Source organism: Halomonas sp. McH1-25, assembly GCF_022348165.1.
In the GTDB taxonomy this organism is placed as follows: domain Bacteria; phylum Pseudomonadota; class Gammaproteobacteria; order Pseudomonadales; family Halomonadaceae; genus Modicisalibacter.
In genome coordinates this window covers 872,582-893,890 of record NZ_JAKRFI010000001.1, presented here as the reverse complement: position 1 = coordinate 893,890, position 21,309 = coordinate 872,582, and the positions used below count along the sequence as shown (strand labels likewise).

At 62.4% G+C, this 21,309-nt stretch carries 22 protein-coding genes and 2 tRNA genes; 11 read left to right on the top strand and 13 right to left on the bottom strand.

What is annotated here, in order from left to right:
• Positions 1-75: 75 nt before the first annotated feature.
• The 4 genes from MHM84_RS04600 to MHM84_RS04585 all read right to left on the bottom strand — a co-directional run bounded on the left by MHM84_RS04600 (position 76) and on the right by MHM84_RS04585 (position 4,130).
• A complete protein-coding gene (locus tag MHM84_RS04600; RefSeq protein ID WP_239262963.1) occupies positions 76-942 on the bottom strand; it encodes a DNA replication terminus site-binding protein in 867 nt (288 codons plus the stop codon).
• Positions 943-1,043: 101 nt separating this feature from the next.
• Positions 1,044-2,000, bottom strand: a complete 957-nt coding sequence (locus MHM84_RS04595; RefSeq protein ID WP_239262961.1) for a rhodanese-related sulfurtransferase — start codon at positions 1,998-2,000, stop codon at positions 1,044-1,046.
• 161 nt (positions 2,001-2,161) lie between these two features.
• A complete protein-coding gene (locus MHM84_RS04590; protein WP_239262959.1) occupies positions 2,162-3,061 on the bottom strand; it encodes a carbon-nitrogen hydrolase in 900 nt (299 codons plus the stop codon).
• 1 nt (position 3,062) lies between these two features.
• Positions 3,063-4,130: an agmatine deiminase family protein gene (locus MHM84_RS04585; RefSeq protein ID WP_239262957.1), complete on the bottom strand. Its 1,068-nt coding sequence runs from the start codon at positions 4,128-4,130 to the stop codon at positions 3,063-3,065.
• 188 nt (positions 4,131-4,318) lie between these two features.
• On the opposite strand from MHM84_RS04585, the gene MHM84_RS04580 reads away from it, so the two are divergent.
• Both MHM84_RS04580 and MHM84_RS04575 read left to right on the top strand, forming a co-directional pair.
• The gene (locus MHM84_RS04580) at positions 4,319-5,560 is read left to right on the top strand and encodes a lipoprotein-releasing ABC transporter permease subunit (RefSeq protein WP_239262955.1); all 1,242 of its coding nucleotides are present in this window, start codon (positions 4,319-4,321) and stop codon (positions 5,558-5,560) included.
• Positions 5,561-5,569: 9 nt separating this feature from the next.
• On the top strand, positions 5,570-6,262 hold the full coding sequence (locus MHM84_RS04575; protein ID WP_239262952.1) for an ATP-binding cassette domain-containing protein: 693 nt from the start codon (positions 5,570-5,572) through the stop codon (positions 6,260-6,262).
• 9 nt (positions 6,263-6,271) lie between these two features.
• Here MHM84_RS04575 and MHM84_RS04570 read toward each other — a convergent pair whose 3' ends face one another.
• Entirely contained in the window at positions 6,272-6,877 is a 606-nt protein-coding gene (locus MHM84_RS04570; RefSeq protein WP_239262949.1) for a DUF2062 domain-containing protein, read from the bottom strand.
• A 92-nt stretch (positions 6,878-6,969) separates the two neighbouring features.
• On the opposite strand from MHM84_RS04570, the gene MHM84_RS04565 reads away from it, so the two are divergent.
• The 9 genes from MHM84_RS04565 to murB all read left to right on the top strand — a co-directional run bounded on the left by MHM84_RS04565 (position 6,970) and on the right by murB (position 15,650).
• Positions 6,970-9,255, top strand: coding sequence for a DNA internalization-related competence protein ComEC/Rec2 (locus MHM84_RS04565; protein ID WP_239262947.1), 2,286 nt, complete (start codon positions 6,970-6,972; stop codon positions 9,253-9,255).
• A gap of 64 nt (positions 9,256-9,319) precedes the next feature.
• Positions 9,320-9,988 carry a MotA/TolQ/ExbB proton channel family protein gene (locus tag MHM84_RS04560; protein ID WP_239262944.1) on the top strand — a complete coding sequence of 223 codons (669 nt, stop codon included), beginning with the start codon at positions 9,320-9,322 and terminating at the stop codon, positions 9,986-9,988.
• A complete protein-coding gene (locus MHM84_RS04555) occupies positions 9,985-10,416 on the top strand; it encodes a biopolymer transporter ExbD (protein ID WP_239262942.1) in 432 nt (143 codons plus the stop codon). Before MHM84_RS04560 ends, MHM84_RS04555 begins: the two co-directional genes overlap by 4 nt.
• Positions 10,413-12,155: a lipid A export permease/ATP-binding protein MsbA gene (gene msbA / locus MHM84_RS04550; RefSeq protein ID WP_239262940.1), complete on the top strand. Its 1,743-nt coding sequence runs from the start codon at positions 10,413-10,415 to the stop codon at positions 12,153-12,155. The genes MHM84_RS04555 and msbA overlap by 4 nt, the downstream gene beginning before the upstream one ends.
• Entirely contained in the window at positions 12,152-13,165 is a 1,014-nt protein-coding gene (lpxK, locus tag MHM84_RS04545) for a tetraacyldisaccharide 4'-kinase (RefSeq protein WP_239262938.1), read from the top strand. The genes msbA and lpxK overlap by 4 nt, the downstream gene beginning before the upstream one ends.
• Positions 13,158-13,391 carry a Trm112 family protein gene (locus tag MHM84_RS04540; protein ID WP_239262936.1) on the top strand — a complete coding sequence of 78 codons (234 nt, stop codon included), beginning with the start codon at positions 13,158-13,160 and terminating at the stop codon, positions 13,389-13,391. Before lpxK ends, MHM84_RS04540 begins: the two co-directional genes overlap by 8 nt.
• Positions 13,388-14,167, top strand: a complete 780-nt coding sequence (gene kdsB, locus MHM84_RS04535) for a 3-deoxy-manno-octulosonate cytidylyltransferase (RefSeq protein WP_239262934.1) — start codon at positions 13,388-13,390, stop codon at positions 14,165-14,167. The genes MHM84_RS04540 and kdsB overlap by 4 nt, the downstream gene beginning before the upstream one ends.
• Positions 14,167-14,640, top strand: coding sequence for a low molecular weight protein-tyrosine-phosphatase (locus MHM84_RS04530; RefSeq protein WP_239262932.1), 474 nt, complete (start codon positions 14,167-14,169; stop codon positions 14,638-14,640). Before kdsB ends, MHM84_RS04530 begins: the two co-directional genes overlap by 1 nt.
• Complete coding sequence (murB, locus tag MHM84_RS04525; protein WP_239262930.1) at positions 14,637-15,650, top strand: UDP-N-acetylmuramate dehydrogenase; 1,014 nt, start codon at positions 14,637-14,639, stop codon at positions 15,648-15,650. Before MHM84_RS04530 ends, murB begins: the two co-directional genes overlap by 4 nt.
• Before the next feature lie 96 nt (positions 15,651-15,746).
• On the opposite strand, the gene MHM84_RS04520 is transcribed toward murB, so the two are convergent.
• The 8 genes from MHM84_RS04520 to lolB all read right to left on the bottom strand — a co-directional run bounded on the left by MHM84_RS04520 (position 15,747) and on the right by lolB (position 21,305).
• A tRNA-Met gene (locus MHM84_RS04520) sits at positions 15,747-15,823 on the bottom strand.
• A 66-nt stretch (positions 15,824-15,889) separates the two neighbouring features.
• Entirely contained in the window at positions 15,890-16,981 is a 1,092-nt protein-coding gene (gene ychF / locus MHM84_RS04515) for a redox-regulated ATPase YchF (RefSeq protein ID WP_239262928.1), read from the bottom strand.
• A 175-nt stretch (positions 16,982-17,156) separates the two neighbouring features.
• The gene (gene pth, locus MHM84_RS04510; protein ID WP_239262925.1) at positions 17,157-17,741 is read right to left on the bottom strand and encodes an aminoacyl-tRNA hydrolase; all 585 of its coding nucleotides are present in this window, start codon (positions 17,739-17,741) and stop codon (positions 17,157-17,159) included.
• A gap of 41 nt (positions 17,742-17,782) precedes the next feature.
• Positions 17,783-18,430, bottom strand: coding sequence for a 50S ribosomal protein L25/general stress protein Ctc (locus tag MHM84_RS04505; protein ID WP_239262922.1), 648 nt, complete (start codon positions 18,428-18,430; stop codon positions 17,783-17,785).
• 97 nt (positions 18,431-18,527) lie between these two features.
• The gene (locus MHM84_RS04500) at positions 18,528-19,469 is read right to left on the bottom strand and encodes a ribose-phosphate pyrophosphokinase (protein ID WP_239262920.1); all 942 of its coding nucleotides are present in this window, start codon (positions 19,467-19,469) and stop codon (positions 18,528-18,530) included.
• Between the two features lie 211 nt (positions 19,470-19,680).
• Positions 19,681-19,755 (bottom strand) — tRNA-Gln (locus MHM84_RS04495).
• 75 nt (positions 19,756-19,830) lie between these two features.
• The gene (gene ispE, locus MHM84_RS04490) at positions 19,831-20,682 is read right to left on the bottom strand and encodes a 4-(cytidine 5'-diphospho)-2-C-methyl-D-erythritol kinase (RefSeq protein WP_239262918.1); all 852 of its coding nucleotides are present in this window, start codon (positions 20,680-20,682) and stop codon (positions 19,831-19,833) included.
• Positions 20,679-21,305 (bottom strand): lipoprotein insertase outer membrane protein LolB, encoded by a 627-nt coding sequence (gene lolB / locus MHM84_RS04485; RefSeq protein WP_239262916.1) that lies wholly within the window; start codon positions 21,303-21,305, stop codon positions 20,679-20,681. Before lolB ends, ispE begins: the two co-directional genes overlap by 4 nt.
• Positions 21,306-21,309: the final 4 nt, after the last annotated feature.

The following is a 21,309-nucleotide window of genomic DNA, read 5'->3' as shown; positions in this document are numbered from 1 at the left end:
ACGCCAGACGGCCCGGTGCAACACCGGGCCGTATCGGTCGCTGGCTCGCCATGTCCGCTAATCCTGAAAGCCCTCTCAGGCAGACTTGTAACGGTAGACCCGCAAACTGGGCAGAAAGACCTCGTCTTCGAGCTTTTCGTCGCTGCGTTTGGCGCGGGTTCGACCTGCCGGCGGGGCGGGCAACGGCTGGTTGTGGTCGGGTAGACGTCCGTCTGCCGACGGGACAAACAGCGGTAACGGCAGGTTCATGGCCCGGCGGGCGCGGCCATCGGCCAGCGGTTCCTGAAAGAACAGATTGGCGCGCATCACGGGCGCCTGGCGTTGCACCTGAGCCAACGGCTCGCCATCGGGAATGCCGGCCAGGCGCCTCAGCTGGATGCGAATGTGCGGGGCATCGCTGTTCAGTGCGAGTAGCTTGCGTTCGGCCTCGCGTACGCTCAGGCGCTTGATGGATCGGCCGCTGGTGTACCAGGCCAGGCGGACTCGCGCCAAGGGAGCATCCGCCACCGGTAGGTGTCGCCAACACTGCTTGAGGTGCAGGCGCGCCAGGCCTTGGCCGCGCAGGTGATCGTGCAATGCCGGATGGCGAAAGGGAAGCACGGCCTTGATTTCGGGAATCAGGTCCGCAGCCTGTTCGCGAATTTGCGCGAGTACCTCGGCAAAACGATCCTTGGCGGCATTGGTCTCGCTCACGGCTTCAAGCAACGTGTCGTTGGCGGCAATCAGACCGACATAGCTGCGCGTGGCACGACCATCCTGTCCATCCTCATACCAGAAGTCGAGCAAGGCACGGCGTAGCCATGCTGCATCGGGGCGTGGTGTGTCCAACGCCCAGGCGGAGCTCGTTGCATCATCGTAATGAGCCAGCAGGTTCTCGATACTCTGGATTACCTGATCGAAGGCCGCTTCGAGTTCGGCCAGTAGGCGGTACTGTACATCCATAGCGGTATTCTCTGATTTTTATACCGTTATCATAGTAAACAAAACTGCCAAGCGGGTATCGAAACCTGCAGGCACGGCGCCCCGCGGGGCACCGATGTAGTTTACTCGTCACGTTCTTCCGCAAGCTGGGCGACCTGACGGGGGTCATGCCCGATGGGATGCGGCTGGTTGCGTGCACGCGCCAGCTCGATCTGGCGCTGGCGCTCGCGCGCGCTGGCACGCGTCTTTTCAGGTAGCGAGTCCCAGCAGTGCGGACAGCTCACTCCCGGCGAGTAGTGTTCGGACTGGCGGTCTTCCACGGAAATCGGCCGGCGGCAGGCGTGGCACTGGTCGAACTCACCCTCGGAAAGGTCATGACGAACGGTGACGCGATTGTCGAACACGAAACATTCACCCCGCCAAAGCGATTCGTTCTCGGGCACCTTTTCGAGATAGTTGAGGATGCCGCCCTTGAGATGGTAGACCTCTTCGAAGCCTTCGTTGAGCATATAGCTCGAGGCTTTTTCGCAACGTATTCCGCCGGTGCAGAACATGGCGACCTTCTTGTGACGGGTCGGGTCGTAGTGCTTCCTGACGTACTCGGGAAATTCGCGAAAGGAGCGGGTCCTGGGATCCACGGCACCCTCGAACGTGCCGATCTCCACTTCGTAATCGTTGCGCGTGTCGATCACCAGGACTTCGGGGTCGCTGATGATAGCGTTCCACTCCTGCGGCTCGACGTAAGTGCCTACCCGTTGGTTGGGGTCGACATCGGGCACACCTATGGTAACGATCTCGCGCTTGAGCTTGACCTTGGTACGGTAGAACGGATGGGTGTCGCTGTAAGATTCCTTGTGGTCGAGTTCCGCGAAGCGGTCATCCGCTTTCAACCAGGCCAGCAGGGCATCGATGCTTTCCCGGGTTCCCGACACGGTGCCATTGATGCCTTCCTCGGCCAACAGCAGAGTGCCCTTGATGTCATGGGCCTTGAGCGTTTCGAGTAGCGGCTCGCGCAGGGATTCGTAGTCAGGCAGGGACACGAACTTGTAAAGCGCCGCCACGACGATGGTTTGGGTCATGCAGGGTCTCCAGTAGGTCGCCCGCGTAAAGGGCGGACCGGAACGGTCGTTCGATTGCGAGGCGCATTTTACGCCAAACGCCAGCGGCTTTCATGCCAGAGAGGGGCAAACGCGACAGGCCCGCATGGGCGGGCCTGTCGGGATGCTTGTGAAGCCGGTTCTCAGCGGTCGCGGTAGCGCTTGGTCAGGTCGCCATAGGCATCGATGCGACGATCACGCAGGTAGGGCCACATGCGACGCACATGTTCGCTGCGGCTCATGTCGAGCTCGACCAGCAGGCGCTCGGGCTCGTCGCCTGCATGTGCCAGAAACTCTCCCTGCGGACCGCAAATGAAACTGCCACCCCAAAAGTTGATCCCTTCGCTCACCTTGCTGTGATCGGGCTCGAAACCGACGCGGTTGGCCACCATCACCGGCAGGCCGTTGGCCACCCCGTGGGCGCGCTGGACGATGGTCCAGGCATCCTTCTGGCGGCCTTTCTCGGGCAGGTCATCGGGTGGATGCCAGCCGATGGCGGTCGGGTAGAGCAGAATCTCGGCCCCAGCCAACGCCATCAGACGTGCGGCTTCCGGGTACCACTGATCCCAGCAGACCAGCACGCCGAGACGGCCCACGGACGTGTCGATGGGCTCGAAGCCCTGCTCGGCATCGGCGTCGCCCGGGGTGAAGTAGAACTTCTCGTAGAAGCCCGGGTCGTCGGGGATGTGCATCTTGCGGTAATGGCCGACTCGGCCGCGACCGCGATCGAGCACGATCGCCGTATTGTGGTAGACGCCAGCCGCGCGACGCTCGAAGATCGAGCCGACCAGCACGATGTCGAGCTCGCGAGCCAGATCGGCCAGACGTGTGGCGGTGGGGCCATCGAGCGGTTCGGCCAAGTCGAAAAGCTCGGCATCCTCGCACTGGCAGAAGTAGTGCGTGGCATGCAGTTCCTGCAGCAGCACCAATTCCGCCCCCCGCTCGGCCAGCTCGCGAATGCCGGCTTCGCTCTCGTCCAGGCTGCGCTGCTTGTCCGGCCATGCGGCTTGCTGGACCAGGCCAACCTTGAGGGTCTTGCTCATCTCAACGCTCCTCGTCGTCTTGCGGGGCCCCGGACGCCGCCAGGGTGCCTCGCGGTAACTGCATCGTCAGGCAGTGTAGGCTGCCATGTTGACGGATGACACTGCGACAGTCGATGGGAACGATGTCGCGGTCGGGAAAGGCTGCGGCCAGTGTCCTGAGCGCTACGGCATCGGCGGCATCGGCATAGGTCGGAACCAGCACGGCGCCATTGATGATCAGGAAATTGGCATAAGTCGCCGGCAGGCGATGGCCGTCCTCGGGATCGAAACAGGGTTTCGGCCAAGGCAGGGCGACCAGGCGATAGGGCGCCCCGTTAGACTGTCGCAGCGCCAGAAGTTCCTTTTCCATCGCGGCCAGTGCGGGGAAGTGTGGGTCGTTTCGGTCGTCGCAGCGCACGTAAGCGATGGTCTGTGGGTCGCAGAACCGCGCCAAGGTATCGATGTGGCTGTCGGTATCGTCCCCCTCGAGATGGCCATGCTCGAGCCATAACACCCTCGCTATGCCGAAATCCGCCCGCAGCCGGGCTTCGACATCGGTACGGGTTAGGTATGGATTGCGGTTTTCGTTGAGTAGACACGCCTCGGTGGTCAGTAGCGTTCCCTGGCCGTCAGTCTCGATGCCGCCGCCTTCCAGTACCATGTCGCGCGACTCCACCTTGGCAGCGAACACGCCGATGGTCTCGAGTCGGCGAGTCAGGGCATTGTCGCGTTGCGCCGGAAACTTTCCCCCCCAGCCGGTAAAGGTGTAATCGAGCAATACGACTTCGCCGTCGCGCTCCACGCCGATGGGACCATGATCGCGGGCCCAGGTGTCATCTGCCGGCGCTTCGACCACCCGTACCCGGGCAGCGGGTACACCGAGGTTGGCAAAGGTGGTCTTCAAGCGTGCATGGGTCGACTGGTCAGGTACCGTGATCAGCACGTCCTGATAGCGGGTAATGGCGACCACCATGGCTTCGAGCGTGGCTTCGATGCGTTCGAGCTGAGAGGCCCAATCGCTTTCGCGGGTCGGCCAGGTGAGCTGGATGGCATCCTGGGAGTGCCATTCGGGGAACAGACGCTGTGACATGGCGGTCTCCATAAAGCCAGTCGTATACCGTACCGCTGCATGGGGGCGCTGGACCGTTAGCATTGCAGTGGGCCGCGGCATTGTAGTGACCGGCGCGTAACATGCAAGTCCTTTTGAATCGTCACCCGGCGATGCGCCAGAACGCGAAAAACCGTACCATGGCCGCTTGCCGATAAGGAACCGAATTGATGCTGGATCGCCTACCCTTTCTGATCGGGCTGCGCTACGTGCGCGCCAAACGACGTAATCACTTCATCTCCTTCATTTCACTGACCTCGATGCTGGGGCTCACTCTGGGTGTGGCCGTGCTCATCCTGGTGCTGTCGGTAATGAACGGGTTCGACCATGAGCTGCGCTCGCGGGTGCTGGGTATGGTGCCGCATACGCGCATCGAACAGCCCGCCGGCATGACCGACTGGAAACCGCTGGCCGAGCGCCTGATGCAGCGCGAGCATGTCGTGGGTGCAGCGCCTTATGTACAACAGCAGGGTATGTTCTCGGTGAGTGGCCGAAACGAAGGCGGCCTGGTCTACGGTATCGTGCCGGAGTATGAGCGGCGTGTGTCGATCATCGAGGACCATATGCAGCAGGGCAGTCTCGACTCCCTCGAACCCGGCTCATGGAACATCGTGATGGGCGAACTGCTGGCGCGCAACCTCGGCGTCGGCGTCGGCGACAAGGTCACGCTGCTGGTACCCGAGGCCTCCATTACGCCGGCCGGCGTCTTCCCGCGCCTCAAACGCTTCAACGTGAGTGGAGTCTTCAAGGTCGGCGCAGACATCGATGCCAGCCTCGCCTACGCCAGTATCGAAGACATGCAGACGCTGGCGCGCATGGGCGATGCGGTGGGCGGCCTGCGCCTGGAGCTCGATGACCTGTTCCTGGCCAACCGGATTACCCGCGAAATCGTCAACGACCTTGGGCGCGGCTATCGGGGCATAGACTGGACCTATACCCATGGCAACCTGTTCCAGGCGATCCAGATGGAGAAGCGCATGATCGGCCTGCTGCTGATGGTGATCGTGGCCGTGGCGGCGTTCAATATCGTCTCGACCCTGGTCATGGTGGTCACCGACAAGCACGCCGATATCGCCATCCTGCGCACCATCGGCGCTCGCCCCCGATCGATCATGGGTATCTTCATCGTGCAGGGGCTGACCATCGGCATCATCGGTATCGTCATCGGTGTCATTCTGGGTATCGTGCTTGCCCTGACGGTTTCGGACATCATTGCCTGGTTCGAAGTCGCTACCGGTATCCAGTTCCTGGATCCCAATGTCTATTTCATCAGCTATCTACCGTCGCGGCTCAACCTTGGCGATGTCGGCGTCATCGTGGCCGCCGCCTTTGCGCTGAGTTTCCTATCCACCCTGTACCCGGCCTGGCGCGCAGCGCGTATCCAGCCGGCCGAAGTACTGCGTTACGAGTAAGGGCCCGACATGACCGAACAGACCAGACAAACGATGCTCGAGTGCCGGGCCCTGACGCGTATCTATCGCGAGGGGCCGCAGGACGTCACCGTGCTGGACGACCTCGATCTCGAGGTCGGTGCAGGAGAGCGCGTCGCCATCGTCGGTAGCTCCGGCTCGGGCAAGACCACGCTGCTCAACCTGTTGGGAGGGCTCGACCGGCCTACCTCAGGCACGGTGAACATCGCCGGCCAGACGCTATCGGCACTGGGCGATACGGCGCTGGGCGACTTCCGCAATCGCCATATTGGCTTCGTGTATCAGTTCCACCATTTGCTGGCCGAGTTCACGGCCTGCGAGAACGCCGCGCTGCCGTTGATCGTACGCGGTCAGAAGCGCCGCGAGGCCGAGCGACGGGCCATGGAGATTCTCGAGCGGGTGGGAATGGCTCCGCGTGGCCATCATAAGCCCGGCGAGCTGTCAGGTGGCGAGCGGCAACGGGTGGCGATTGCCCGGGCGTTGATTACCGATCCGAGCCTCATGCTGATGGACGAGCCGACCGGTAACCTCGACCAAACGACAGCGGCCAATATTCTCGGGCTGATGGACGAGCTATCGACATCGAGCGCCTGCGCGTTCGTGATCGTGACCCACGATATGTCACTGGCACGACATCAGGATCGGGTACTCAGGCTCGATGGAGGCAAGCTGGCCGCCTCCTGAGCGGGTTCCTCACGGCTCCGGGCGGTCGGTGTCGGCCGCCGGGGCAGGCGGTTCGCTGACCGGGTCGGTGTCGGAAGGAGGTGGCGGTTGCTTGCGGGCCTGGCGACGACAACGTGCCCGGCGGCGCCAGCTGCGCGAAACATTCCAGCGCCAGATCAGGCGGATCAGTGCATTGCCGGCCAGGCCGAGAACGACGGCGGAAACCAACGAGCCGAGCAATAAGGCCGGTAAGGCTTCCATCATGCGCTCGGCGATCCACTGGGTGCTGATCCGATCCGGCACATGACTCGCCGGGGTGTCGAGCAGCCAGGCGCCGATCCGGTAGTTGCAGTAGAAGATCGGCGGCATCGTCAGTGGATTGGTCAGCCAGACGAGGCCGACCGACAGTGGCAGGTTGCAACGCAGCAACCAGGCGCCGAAAGCCGCCAATAGCATCTGGAAGGGAATCGGCAGCAGGGCACAGAACAGGCCGACCATGAAGGCGTTGCCCACCGAGCGACGGGTGAGCACCCACAGCGAAGCATCGCCAACGATATGGCTGATGAAGCGCAGCGAGCGGGTGCGCTTCAAAGTGTCCGGGTGAGGCATGTAGCGCTGGATAAGACGGCGCGGCATGGCGTGGCTCGCTGGTTCGAATCCGCATCATTATCCACACATGGCCGCCATCGTGCCACGGCCGGCCTGTCATGCGACAAGGAAGGAGGCCTATGGGGGTGGCCGCGCCGCTGGCCGTTGCGGCACTGCTCGGTGCTTGTCTGGGCGCCTGGACGCTGGCCGGCGCCTTCGGCGCAGTGGCGATAGCGCTACTGATTTGCCTGGCGGCTTCGCGCTATCTTGCCGTGGCATTGATCGTTGTCGCGGCCTTCTGCGCTGGCCAGGTATTGATGGCGCGTGGTGCCGCGCTGCCCGCTGGGCTGGCAAGTGCGGATCTGGCCGTGACAGGGCGTATCCTGTCGCTGAGCGACGAGGGGCGCTTTGTGCGCGTGCGTGTTGCCGTCGCGTCCTGTCGGCCGCTGGAGGCCGGACGCCTTCCCTGCGAGCGGTTGAGGCATGTCAGGGTCAGTTGGTATGACGCACCGTCTCTGGCAGTGGGCGAACGCTGGTCACTGACGCTGCGTATGCGCCCACCGGCCGGGTTCGCCAATCCGGATACCTTCGATTATGGCGCCTGGCTGTGGCGCGAAGGCATCGATGCCACCGGTTACGTTCGTAACGCGCCGCCGCCGCAGCGCCTGGTCGATGCCAGTCCGGGCCTGCGCGAACGGGCACTCGAATTTCTCGAGGCGCATACGCAGGAAGGCGTGGCTCGCCGGTGGTTGGCAGCGCTGACGCTGGGCGCCGGTGAGCGACTCGAGGATAGCGACTGGACGCTGCTCAATGCCAGCGGGACGACCCATCTGATGGTGATTTCCGGCCTGCATGTTGGCTTGGCGGCCACTTTCGTGTTGTTCCTGGCGCGAGGTTTAGCGCGACTGACCATGCCCCGCCGCTGGCGCATGGCCACCTGGCCCTGGTGGAGTGCCGCCGGGGCGGCGGCGGGTTACGCCTGGCTGGCCGGTCTCGAACCGCCGGCCATGCGTGCCATGATCATGACGCTGGTCGGATTGTGGGTAGCCAGTGGCCGGCATGCGCCTGGACCTTGGCAGGGATGGTGGCTGGCTCTGGCGATCGTGTTGTTGGTCGACCCGCTTGCGTTGTGGCGACCGGGTCTGTGGCTGTCCTTTATCGCCGTGGGATTGTTGATACTGGCTTGGCAGGGGCGGTCGAGGCCGCGCGGCGCGGGCGGCTGGCTATGGGCGCTGCTGCGTACCCAGTGCCTGTTGGCGCCGCTGATGGCGGCTGCCGTGCTGGTTGCATTCGATCGCCTGGCGCCGGTGGCGCCGCTGATCAATCTCGTTGCGGTACCATTGGTGGGTAGTGTCATGGTGCCGCTGGGGCTGACAGGTTGGCTGTTGGCATGGTGGCCTCCATTGGCGGAAATCTGCTGGACGCTGTTCGGTTGGCTGGCGCAGGGCGTCCATACAATGCTGTCGGTTGCGGTAGACGTGGCGCCGTTATGGCAGCCAGCGGCCTGGCAGACGCTGCCCCTGGCGCTGGTGTTGGCTTCCCTGACGCTGCTTTGGGCTTTGCCGGGGCTAAGCGTAGCGCCGCGTTGGGTAGGTAGCGCCCTGCTGGCCTTGCTGGGAGTAGTCCTGGTGCCTCCCAGTCTGCCCGAGGGAACACTCAACGTACGCTTGTACGACGTCGGCCAGGGCCAGTTGATCGAATTGCAGACCGCCCACCATCGCCTGCTCTACGACACCGGACCACGCTTCGGTTCCGGCTTCATGCCGCTGACCACGCTCTGGCCGGCCGGGCAGCGCTTCGATGGCGTCATCGTCAGCCATGCCGACATGGATCATGCCGGCGGTATCGCTGCCCTGCGCCAAGACCACGTTGTGGCTCGCTGGTGGTCGCCGGGGGTCGAATCGCTGAAGGTACCGGTCACGCCGTGTCGTGCCGGTCAGCGCTGGCAGTGGGATGGTGTCGAATTTCGCTTTCTCTGGCCGCGTACCAACCCGGCGACGCTAGCGGATAACGACCGCTCCTGCGTGCTGCTGGTGAGTGCCGGAGAGCAGCGGCTAATGATCACGGGGGATGCTGGTGCCGAGGTCGAGGCGGCCCTGCTCGCCCGCCTGGGTAGCGAGGTGGATGTCCTCGTCGCCGGGCATCATGGCAGTCGCACCAGCTCGTCGCCTGCCTGGGTGTCGGCCACCCGGCCAGCGACGGTGCTATTCAGTGCAGGGCGCGGCAACCCGCACGGCCATCCCCATGACGAGGTCGTCAGGCGCTTTCGCCGTGCCGGCAGTTGTATGTGGAACACGGCCTATGACGGGGCGCTGACGTTCACGCTTGGCGGGTCGCATGGCATCGAAGTGGTACCGCAACGCACGCTTTCCGACCTGGGCAGCGGTGTCGGTCGTGCCTGCCATGCGATAGAATCGCCACCTTGAAGGCCTCTCATCGATGGCTGACGCTGTGATGCAGGCCGGACCGACTGATCGGGAGACATGACGAATGGGCGTGCTCGACGCTTTGGTGGCTGGCGGGCTGTTGATGCTGCCTATCCTGGGCTGCTCATTGGTGGCCACGGCCATCATCATCGAACGCTTGTGGAGTCTGCGCGTATCGCGCATTGCGCCGCCGGGGCTGGGCGAGCAGGTGTGCGAGCTGATCCACAAGGGGCAGGTCAATCTCAACTGGCTGGAAAATCATTCCCCACTGGGCTCGATCCTGGCAGCTGGGTTGCGCAACGTCCGGTTGGGGCATGAGCAGGTCCGCTCGCGTCTACAGGAAGCCGCAACGGCGGTGATCCACGATATGGAGCGTTACCTCAATCCCTTGGGCACCATCGCTTCGATCACGCCACTGATCGGCCTGCTGGGAACCGTCGTGGGCATGATCCAGGTCTTCGCCGTCATCGTAGCCGCCAATGGTGTCGAGCGGACCGCCGATCTCGCCGGTGGTATCTCCCAGGCGCTGGTAACCACTGCCGCTGGCCTGAGCGTGGCGATTCCGGCGTTGATGTTCCATCGCTACTTCCAGCGCCGGGTGGAGGAGCTGACGGTGCGTATGGAGGAACAGGCGGGACAGGTGGTCGAATATCTGGCGCACCATCACGGTGAGTTGACCCTGGCCGAACGCCGCGATGTCCAGGGGCGCGCGGCGTGGGAGACGCGGACATGAAGTTCGCTCGGCCGCGTCGCGATCCGGTCGAAGTCAACCTGACGCCGCTCATCGATGTGGTGTTTCTGCTGTTGATCTTCTTCATGGTATCGACCACGTTCGAAACGCGACAGGCGCTGGAGCTGACCCTGCCTGTGAGTCAGTCCGGCGCGCCGGTCGAGGAAGGGCCGGTCACGCTGTCGGTGAGTGCCACGGGGGGCTATCGCATGGGCGAGCAATCCCTGGCATCGGTCGAGGCGCTGCATGAGGCGTTGGCCAATCGCGTCGAGACGGCCCGTGAGCGTGGTCTGGTGATCGAGGCCGATGCGACCGCGACCCATGCCGATGTAGTGGCCGCCCTCGACCAGGCGGCCTTGCTGGGCATCCAGCGCATACGTATCGCCACCCGGCAGGGCGCACAAATTCATGACCGAGTGGAGTCGCCGTGACCCAAGCAACCAGCTGGACTCTCTATCGTCGCCTGCTTGGCTATGTGAAGCCGTACTGGAAATGGTTTATTGCGGCGATCGTAGGTTATGCCATCTATGCGGCCTCGAGTACGGCATTGGCCGAGATGATGAAACGCCTGATCAATGGCATCCAGAATCCCGATGCCGACTTTCGTCTGTTCCTGCCGCTGTTCGTGATCGGCATGTTCGCCGCGCGTGGCGTGGGTACCTTCCTGGGGACCTATTGCATGAGCAACGTGGCGCGCAACGTGGTGCACGACCTGCGTTGTGAAGTGTTCAATCACATGCTGCATTTGTCGGGCAAGTTCTTCGACTCGCACTCCAGCGGACACCTGATTTCCCGGGTCACCTATCATGTCGAGCAGGTGACGGGGGCGGCGACCAAGGCGATTACCATCCTGCTGCGCGAGGGGCTGTTCGTCATTGGACTGCTTAGTTATCTGCTGTGGACCAACTGGCTGTTGACGCTGGTTTTCCTGACCGTGACGCCACTGATCGGCTGGGTGGTGAGTGTCGCCAGCAAGCGCTTTCGCAAGCTGTCGCGACGCATCCAGACGTCGATGGGCGATGTGACTCATGTCGCTTCGGAAGCCTTGACGGGGTATCGCGTGGTGCGCACCCACGGCGCCGAGGAGTACGAGAAGCGCCGCTTTGCCAAGGCCAGCAATTACAACCGCGAACAGAGCATGAAAGAGGCGCTGACCAAGGCCACCAGTACACCGATCATCCAATTGCTGATTGCCGTGGCGTTGGCCGGCCTGGTGTGGCTGGCCATGGCGCCGGAACTGATGGCCAACATGACCGCTGGCGAATTCGTGGCCTTCATTACGGCGGCATCGATGATGGCCAAGCCAGTCAAGCAACTGACCGAGATCAACGGCGAAATCCAGAAAGGCCTGGCCGCCTCGCAGGAGTTGTTCGGCCTGCTCGAGGTGCCTTGCGAAAAGGACGAAGGTACGCGCGTGCCCGACGGGCTGAAGGGACGCGTAGCTTTCGAAGGTGTGCGCTTTTCTTATGGAGACGACCAGCCCGAGGTGCTCAAGGGAATCGACCTCAACGTCGAACCGGGCGAGATGATCGCCATCGTGGGACGCTCCGGCAGTGGTAAGTCGACCCTCGTGGGGCTATTGCCGCGCTTTTATCATCCAACGGCGGGACGCGTATCCATCGATGGCGTCGATATCGACGAGTATCGACTGTCGCCGCTGCGTCAACAGATCGCGCTGGTCTCTCAGCAAGTGACGCTATTCAATGCCACGATTGCCGACAACATCGCCTATGGCGTGCCGGGAGCCAGCCGTGAACGCATCGAGGCGGCAGCACGCTCGGCCTACGCCAGCGAGTTCATCGAGCGCCTGCCCAACGGCTTCGATACCGTTATCGGTGACAATGGCGTCATGCTTTCGGGCGGCCAGCGCCAGCGCCTGGCAATTGCCAGAGCCATCTTCAAAGATGCGCCGATTCTGGTGCTCGATGAAGCCACCTCGGCGCTGGATACCGAGTCCGAACGCTATATTCAGAAAGCGCTCGAAGAAGTCTGTCGCGGGCGCACGACTTTCGTGATTGCCCATCGACTGTCGACCATCGAACGTGCCGACCGGATCCTGGTCATGGAACAGGGACACATCGTGGAAAGTGGCACTCATGCCTCATTGCTCGAACGCGAGGGCGCCTATGCCGCGCTGTATCAGCTTCAGTTTCAGGAGGCTACCGCGTGAGCCGCTGGATAGATGCCTGGTATCGCGATGCCGCTTGGCTTCATGCACTGCGCCCCCTCGAGCATCTTTACCGTGGCGCAGTCGCGCGTCGCGATGCGGCTTACCGCGACGGTCGCAAGCCAGTCTGGCAGGCGCCCGTTCCGGTCATCGTGGTCGGCAACATCACCCTGGGAGGAACCGGCAAGTCGCCATTGGTGGCTTGGCTAGGGCGTTGGCTGCGTGAGTGCGGCTGGCGCCCGGGCATCGTCTCGCGCGGCTACGGTGGGCAAGCGCCAGGCTATCCTTTCTATGTCAATGACGATGCCGAGGTGGCACATGCCGGTGACGAGCCGCTCATGCTGGCGCAGCAGACGGGGCTGCCCGTGGTTGTCGATCCCGATCGGCCGCGCGGGGCGAGACGCCTGATCGATGCCGGCTGCGACGTCCTGATTTCGGATGACGGTTTACAGCATCTGGCGCTGGGGCGGGACATCGAGCTGGTGGTGGTCGACGGTCAGCGTGGCTTCGGCAATGGGCGCTGCCTCCCGGCCGGGCCGCTGCGCGAACCGACCACGAGACTCACCAGCGTCGATGCCGTGATCGTCAATGGGGAGGCCTCCGGTGCGCTGCCTGTCGATGGCTACCGCATGCATCTGCAGCCGTCGCACTGGCGCCATCTTACCGACGGGGCTTGCTATCCGGCCGAAAGACTGCCTTTTTCCGGCCGTGTCCATGCGCTGGCCGGAATCGGCCATCCGTCGCGCTTCTTCGCCACGTTGTCGGCGCTGAAGGTGGAATTCGATGCCCATCCGTTACCGGACCATCATCGCTTTTCCGCCAGCGATTTACGCTTTACCGATAACCGTCCTGTCGTCATGACGGCCAAGGACGCCGTGAAATGTCGCCCATTCGCCAACGAGCGATGCTGGGCGTTGGATGTCGAAGCCCGTCCCGAGCCGGCCTTCATCGACTGGCTTGGCCAGCGGCTCGAGGCGCTTAGATCCGCGCAACGTGAGGTACACGATGGATAAGGAATTGTTGGCCATGCTGGTTTGCCCGCTGTGTCAGGGCAAGCTCAAGTACGACCGTGAACGCGGCGAGCTCAAATGCCACTTCGACGGCCTCGCCTATCCCATTCGCGACGATATTCCCGTAATGCTCGAGGAGGAGGCCCGGACCATGGACGCCGACGAGAAGCTGAAGAGTTCACCGGGGCGCTCGCCGGGCGAGCCGGGGTTGGGAAACCCGTTGTCATGAGCGGATTCGTCGTCGTCATTCCTGCGCGTTACGGCTCCAGCCGTTTGCCCGGCAAGCCGTTGCTCGACATTGGCGGCCGGCCGATGGTGGCGCATGTCTGGCAACGGGCGCAGGAAAGCGGGGCTTCGCGTATCGTCGTGGCAACCGATGATGCGCGTATCGTCGAGGCCGTCGAGGCATTCGGCGGCGAAGCCATCCTGACCCGGGCGGACCATCCGTCCGGTACCGATCGGCTGGCCGAGGTGGCCCGTCACCTGGCCCTGGACGACGATACCATCGTCATCAACGTCCAGGGCGACGAGCCGTTGTTGCCGGCCACCTTGATCGATCAAGTAGCCAGGCGATTGGAGGCAGATCCACACGCCTCGATTGCGACACTGGCCGAGCCAATCGGCGATGTCGATACGCTGTTCAATCCCAACGTGGTCAAGGTCGTACGTGACGTTCATGGGCGCGCATTGTACTTTTCCCGCGCCCCCATCCCTTGGGATCGCGAAGCCTTCAGGGCGCGACCGGAACTGCTCGATACCGATGCCTGGCTGCGTCATGTCGGGCTCTATGCTTATCGTGCCGGCTTCCTGGCGGAGTATGTCGGCTGGTTACCCAGCCCGCTGGAGCAGCTCGAGCAACTGGAGCAGTTGCGTGCCCTGCACCAGGGGCACCGCATCCAGGTCGCCCTGAGTGCCGAGCCGCACCCGCCGGGCGTGGATACGCCTGAGGATCTCGCCAGGGTGCGCCGGCTTATCGATCATTCTGCAACGGGAGGGAACGATTGATGCGCGTCCTGTTCGTCTGCCTTGGCAATATCTGTCGCTCGCCCTCCGCCGAAGGAGTGTTCCGAGCGCACCTTGCCAAACATGGGCTGGCCGATTGCGTCGAGGTCGATTCCTGCGGCGTCGGTGATTGGCATGTCGGCAAGGGGCCCGATCCGCGGGCGCTCGATGCGGCCAGCCGGCGCGGCTTCGACATTTCTGCACTGCGTGCCCGCCAGCTTGCGCCCAGCGATTACCAGACCTTCGATTACATTCTGGCCATGGATCATGACAATCTGGACGCGATCCGCCAGGCGTGTCCGAAGGACTGTCAGGCGCATATCGGGCTGTTTCTTGAATTTGCCGGCGAGCACGATCGCGCCGTGCCCGATCCCTACTATGGGGGAGAGCAGGGGTTCGAAGAGGTGCTCGACCTGATCGAGGCGGCCAGTGAAGGTCTGATCGAGGAGCTTCGTCAGCGGCTGCCCCGCCAATGATGCGTCGCGATGTCGATCTGCAGCAGGCCAACACGTTGGGTCTGCCATGCCGGGCCGAACGCTTCCTGGCCAGCGATAGTCTCACGGAGGTTCGTCATGCCCTGCGCCAAGCCGCCGAGTACGACTGGCCCCTGACCGTGCTGGGTGGCGGCAGCAATCTGGTGCTTCGCCCCGTATTGCCAGGGTTGGTGCTGCAGCCGACGTTCAGTGACTTTCGCCTGGAGGAGGTTGGGCATGACCAAGTCCGAGCGCATGTCGGGGCAGGCATGGACTGGCCTCGCCTGGTCGTTGCCCTGGCCGAACGAGGGCTGTGGGGCACCGAGAACCTAGCCCTGATTCCCGGTCATGCAGGGGCCGCTCCCATCCAGAACATAGGCGCCTATGGCGTAGAGCTTGCCGACGTTCTCGAGGAAGTGCACTTTCTTGACAGCGAGGGGAGGGCGTGTCGACTACATCGGGACGAATGTGCCTTCGGCTACCGCGACAGCATCTTCAAGCACGAACTGGAAAATCGCGTCGTCATCACCCGGCTCGTACTGCGTCTCAGTCGCCAGCCGAGGCCACAGCTCGATTATGGCGATCTGGCCTCGCGTATTCCGAAGGCCTGTCCGGATGCACTGACGGTGGTCGACGCGGTGAGTGCCATTCGTCGCGAAAAGCTGCCGGATCCTCGACAGGTAGGCAATGCCGGCAGTTTCTTCAAGAACCCTGTAGTGGATGCCGACAAGGTGCAACGTCTGCTAGCGCATTATCCGCAGATGCCGCACTTTCCGCTGGCCGGAGGACAGGTCAAGCTGGCTGCAGGTTGGCTGATCGATCAGTGCGGCCTTAAAGGCGTGCGCGACGGCCATGTGGGGGTGCACGATCGGCAGGCATTGGTGCTGGTGCATCATGGCGGCGGTAGTGCCTTGGAGTTGCTGGCCCTGGCGGAGCGTGTAGCGGTTAGCGTCGAGGAACGCTTTGGCGTAGCGCTGGAGCGTGAGCCCAGACTCATGGGGAAAGAGGCCTGAACTGACAATCTGTCTTGGGCCGTCTTCAAAACGATCAGACACAAACAAAAAGCCCGTCAGTTCCTATGGGACTGACGGGCTTTCTCGAATTCGTGGTGGTGGCTACGCCCTGATTCGAACAGGGGACCCCATCATTATGAGTGATGTGCTCTAACCAGCTGAGCTACGTAGCCGTCCAACGGGTGCGAATATTACGTGTAACCGGCTGATACGTCAACCTTTACGTCGCCTTTCTCGCCTCAGACATTGAAGCGGAAGTGGACCACGTCGCCATCCTTCACCACATAATCCTTGCCTTCCAGACGCCACTTGCCGGCATCCTTGGCGGCCTGTTCGCCGCCCAGGGAGACGAAGTCGTCATAGCCGACCACTTCGGCGCGAATGAAGCCCTTCTGGAAGTCGGTATGGATCACGCCGGCAGCTTCCGGGGCGGTGGCACCGACCTTGACCGTCCAGGCGCGGACTTCCTTGACCCCTGCCGTGAAGTAGGTCTGCAGGCCGAGCAGGGCATAGCCTGCACGAATCACGCGATCGAGACCGGGTTCTTCCATGCCCATCTCATCGAGGAACATGCTGCGTTCCTCGTCGTCGAGCTCGGCAATTTCGGCCTCCAACTGGTTGCAAACCGGCACCACCACCGCGTCCTCCTCGGCAGCGATCTCGCGTACGGTGTCCAGGTAGGGGTTGTCCTCGAAGCCGTCCTCGTTGACATTGGCGATGTACATGGTCGGTTTGAGAGTCAGGAACCCGTAGCTCTTGACCTGGCGCTTCTCGTCGTCGCTGAGGCCGAAGCTGCGCAGGGGCAGACCTTCGGCCAGGTGCGGCTGGATACGATCCAGAATCGCCTTGGTAGCGATGGCGTCCTTGTCGCCGCCCTTGACCACACGGGCAAGACGCTGGATGGCACGTTCCACCGTATCCAAATCGGCCAGGGCCAGTTCCATGTTGATGATCTCGATATCGGCGCGCGGATCGACCTGATTGGCAACATGAATGACGTTGTCGTTATCGAAACAGCGCACCACATGAGCGATGGCATCGGTCTCGCGAATATTGGCGAGGAATTGGTTGCCCAGCCCTTCGCCCTTCGAGGCGCCTTCCACCAGCCCGGCGATATCCACGAATTCCATGGTCGTGGGCACTACCTTTTCAGGTTTGACGATCTCGGCCAGCTTGTCGAGACGTGGGTCGGGCATCGGCACGATGCCGGTATTGGGCTCGATGGTGCAGAACGGAAAATTCTCGGCGTCGATACCGGACTTGGTCAGTGCATTGAAAAGTGTGGACTTGCCGACGTTGGGCAAACCGACGATGCCGCAATTGAAACCCATGATATGGTCCTGAAAAGCAGATGCTGGATTGGAACCTGTCTGAAAATTGCCATCGCTTGGCGATTATTCAAACAGAACCTGGAGAATGGTGGGCATTTTACGGGAAAAGCGTATCGATCTGTACGCTTGCAGGGACGAGATACCGTTATTCTGCAGAGTGAGAGGGGATGCCAGCCTAAGGCTTGAAGCTATGCAGGCGATTCATTGCCTTGGCCCAATCCCCTGTCAGGGCATCGGGTAGCGTGAAAAGGCACTCATCGATCACGGCATCGATGGCCTTACGTTCCGTCTTGCCGGGGCGAGCAAGGACGTAGTTGGTCACCAGTTTGGCATCGCCGGGATGGCCGATACCGATGCGTAGACGATGAAAGGCGTTGTCGTTGCCCAAGGCGCGTATGGTATCGCGCAGGCCGTTATGGCCACCGTGACCGCCGCCTTGCTTGTAGCGAGCCGTGCCCGGAGCGATATCCAGCTCGTCATGGGCGACGAGCAATTCATCCGGTGACAACTTGAAGAATTGGCAAAGAGCGGCGACAGCCCCACCGCTGCGATTCATGAAGGTGGTCGGGTTGAGCAGATGCAGCTCATGACCGGCGAAATTGACCTTGGCGTAGAGCCCCAGGAATTTCTTCTCCACACGCAGCGATGCGAGGCTGTCGCGCGCAATGGCTTCCACCAGCCAGGCGCCCGCGTTATGCCGGGTGTCTTCGTAATCGGCCCCGGGGTTGCCCAGGCCGATGATCGCTTTCACTTGGCTCATGCGGACGCCCTGCTGTGGTTAGCCTTGAAGAAGCCAGCCGATTACTCGGCGTTGCCTTCTCCTTCCTCACCGCTTTCACTGCTCTCGCCTTCTTCGTCACCTGTCGTGACGGTCGGACGTGTCAGGCTGACGACGCCGGTATCATGGCCTTCGCCATGGGTCAGCTCGACCAGGGTGACACCAGCCGGGAGCTTGAGGTCGGTCAGGTGCAGCGTGTCGCCCACTTCGAGGCCGCTGGCGTCGACTTCCAGATATTCCGGAAGATCCTTCGGCAGGCAGCTGATCTGGACTTCGTTAACCAGAACGTGCAGAACCCCGGACTTGTCCTTGACGCTCTGGTTGTTTTCCTCACCGATGACGTGAAGCGGTACGTTCAGGGTCATCTCATGGGTGGCATCGACACGCATGAAGTCGGCATGGGTCACCAGCGCCTTGTAGGGGTGACGCTGCAGATCACGGATGATGACCTGTTCGGTGCTGCCTTCGACATCGATGTTGATCAACGAAGAGAAAAACGCTTCGTCTTCGATGGCCTTGTAGAAGGCGGCCTTGTCGATGGTGATCGGCTGGGGCGCCTTCTCGCCGCCGTAAATGATGGCGGCGACCTGCTGGTTCGCACGACGCAGGCGGCGGCTCGCACCTTTCCCCAGGTCGTGGCGAACGTTGGCTGTTAGTTTGTAATCGGACATGATGTAACCTCTCAGGGTTGGAATAAGGAATCGACACCGCCCGCGACCAAGCGATGCCGGCTCCGAAAGCGCCTCACGGCGCACTTATCCGGCGATGTCAGTGGAACATCGCGCTGACGGATTCTTCGTTGCTGACGCGACGGATCGCCTCGGCGATCAGTCCCGCCACGCTGAGCTGGCGGATCTTGCCGCTACGGCGAGCCAGCTCGGACAGCGGAATGGTATCGGCCACGACGAGTTCGTCAAGCACCGAACCGGAAATATTGTCCACGGCGGGACCGGAAAGGATCGCATGCGTGGCGTAGGCGACGACGCGATTGGCGCCGTGGTCCTTGAGCGCTTCGGCGGCCTTGCACAGCGTGCCCGCCGTATCGACCATGTCATCGACGACGACACAGGTGCGGCCTTCGATTTCGCCGATGATGTGCATGACCTGGGCCTGATTGGCCTGTGGACGGCGCTTGTCGATGATGGCCAGATCGACGTTCAGCTGCTTGGCGATGGCGCGGGCACGCACCACGCCGCCGACGTCGGGAGACACGACAACCAGGTTTTCGTAATTCTGGCGCTCGATGTCGTCGAGTAGAATCGGTGAACCATAGACGTTGTCCACCGGTACGTCGAAGAAGCCCTGGATCTGATCGGCATGCAGGTCCATGGTCATTACGCGGTCGACCCCAGCCTTGACCATCATGTCGGCCACAACCTTGGCCGAAATCGGCACGCGGGCGGAGCGTACCCGACGATCCTGACGCGCATAGCCGAAGTAGGGGACCACGGCGGTGATTCGGGCGGCGGAGGCACGGCGCAGTGCATCCACCATCAGAATCAGTTCCATCAGGTTGTCGTTGGTCGGGGCGCAGGTGGACTGCAGGATGAAAACGTCCTTGCCGCGAACGTTCTCGTTGATTTCGACCGCGATTTCGCCATCGCTGAACTGGCCGACCGTAGCATGGCCCAGCCGGTTGTCGAGACACTCGGCTACCTTGCGGGCAAGTGCGGGATTGGCGTTCCCGGCGAAAACCATCAATTTAGACACGCGCAGCCACCTTTGGAGTCTGGGAGCCCATTTGACGCTACTCTGATCGCTTGCGAAAAACCATCCATCATCCCTGAGCCAGTGAACGACGACGCCGTTAGCGCTGACAGGGGGTGTCGGATGCCTCTTCCCTCGCTACGATCGGTCACGTCCAACAGACGCCTGGGGGATCTCGAGAGGGAGTTTTCTAGTTTGCAGTCGTGCAGGGACATGGCTGGGGTACCAGGATTCGAACCTGGGAATGGCGGTACCAGAAACCGCTGCCTTACCACTTGGCTATACCCCAGCAACTGTTGCCCTTCACTGTCGCTCGATGCCTGATCCGACATCACGTTGCGACTGCCTGGGTCGCTGTCATCGGTCAAAAGAGACCCAGCGCCTGGTGGAGGGGAGACGTATTGCAGCCGCGTGCCATGAAGGCGGTCCATTCGCTGCGAACGCGGCTCAATATACTAGAAGCCTCGTCTTTGTCCGTCAAACGGCAGAATACGCAAGCGCCTGTTCCGGTCAGCAAGGTCGGTGCCAATCCGCTCAGCCAATCCAAGGCATCGTTGACTTCCGGGTAGAGCTGACGGACCACCGGTTCACAGTCGTTGCGCCAGGCTTCCGGCCCCTCCTGCAGTGCGCGCGCCATACTAATTGGGGGGGTGTTCCGTGTCAATTGCGGCGCACTGAACACGCGTGGAGTCGATACTTCGATGCCGGCATGAACGACCACGAACCATGGCGTATCGAGAACCACTGGCGTGAGCCGTTCGCCAATGCCTTCGGCCCAGGCGGCATGCCCTTTGACGAAGACCGGGACGTCGGCGCCCAAGTGCAAGCCCAGCTCGGCAAGGCGTTCCAGGCCCAGGTCGAGCCCCCAGAGTCGATCCAGCGCGAGCAGGGTGGTGGCCGCATCGGAGCTGCCGCCGCCCAGCCCACCGCCCATTGGCAGCCGCTTGGTGAGGTGGATGTCGACACCACGCGAGCGCTGGCTGTACTGTTGCAACAAGCGCGCTGCACGTACGATCAGGTTGTCTTCGGCGGCGACCCCGGAAAGACTTGGTGAAAGCAGTACCTGATCGTCGTCGCGCAACTGGAACGTCAGGGTGTCGCCATGATCGAGAAACTGAAACAACGTTTGCAGCTCATGGTAGCCGTCGTCGCGCCGCCCGGTGATGTGCAGCATGCGGTTGAGCTTGGCTGGGGCCGGCAGTGTCAGTGCCGTCATGTGCTCGGGTCCGTGTCGACGGGGTTCCATGCGTTGACCACCAAGGTGGCGCGGAAGTCGTCGATGGTCATGACCAGGCGCCGGGGGAGCCAGAGTCCGCCGTTGAGTTCGGGCGCCCAGGTCCAGTCGCGATAGTCGATCGTCCAGCCGGCCTGTTGCATCCGGGTGGGGAAGCCCTGCTCGTCGGTGGTCGTCTGGTGCGGCAGGATGTAAGCGGGCAGGCCGCGCACCCAGCGGTCGAGGGCAGAGACCGGCAGGGCCCAGCCGAGCTGGTCTTCCATGAGTTGCTCTGCCGTCTCGGCCTCGAAACGGCCTTCGCTGGTGGTCAGCATAACGCCTTGCGCACTGCTCTCCAGCACGCTGCGACCGGCACCGAACGGGCCGCTGATCAATATTCGGTAATCGAACCCGGTCTGGGTCCAATCCAGATTGGCACTGACGGCGTCCTCGGGGGTTCGTAGACCCACCTTGCCGGCCAGGCGCCACGCATCGAGGGCCTCTACGCGGTCGCGCTGCGCGCTCCAGGTGATCTGATCGCGAGCGATGTCGGGCGTCGGTGCCTGACTGGCACAGCCAGCCAGTAGAACCAGGCAGAACAGCAGTAGTGTGGTGAGTCGTTGCATGTTG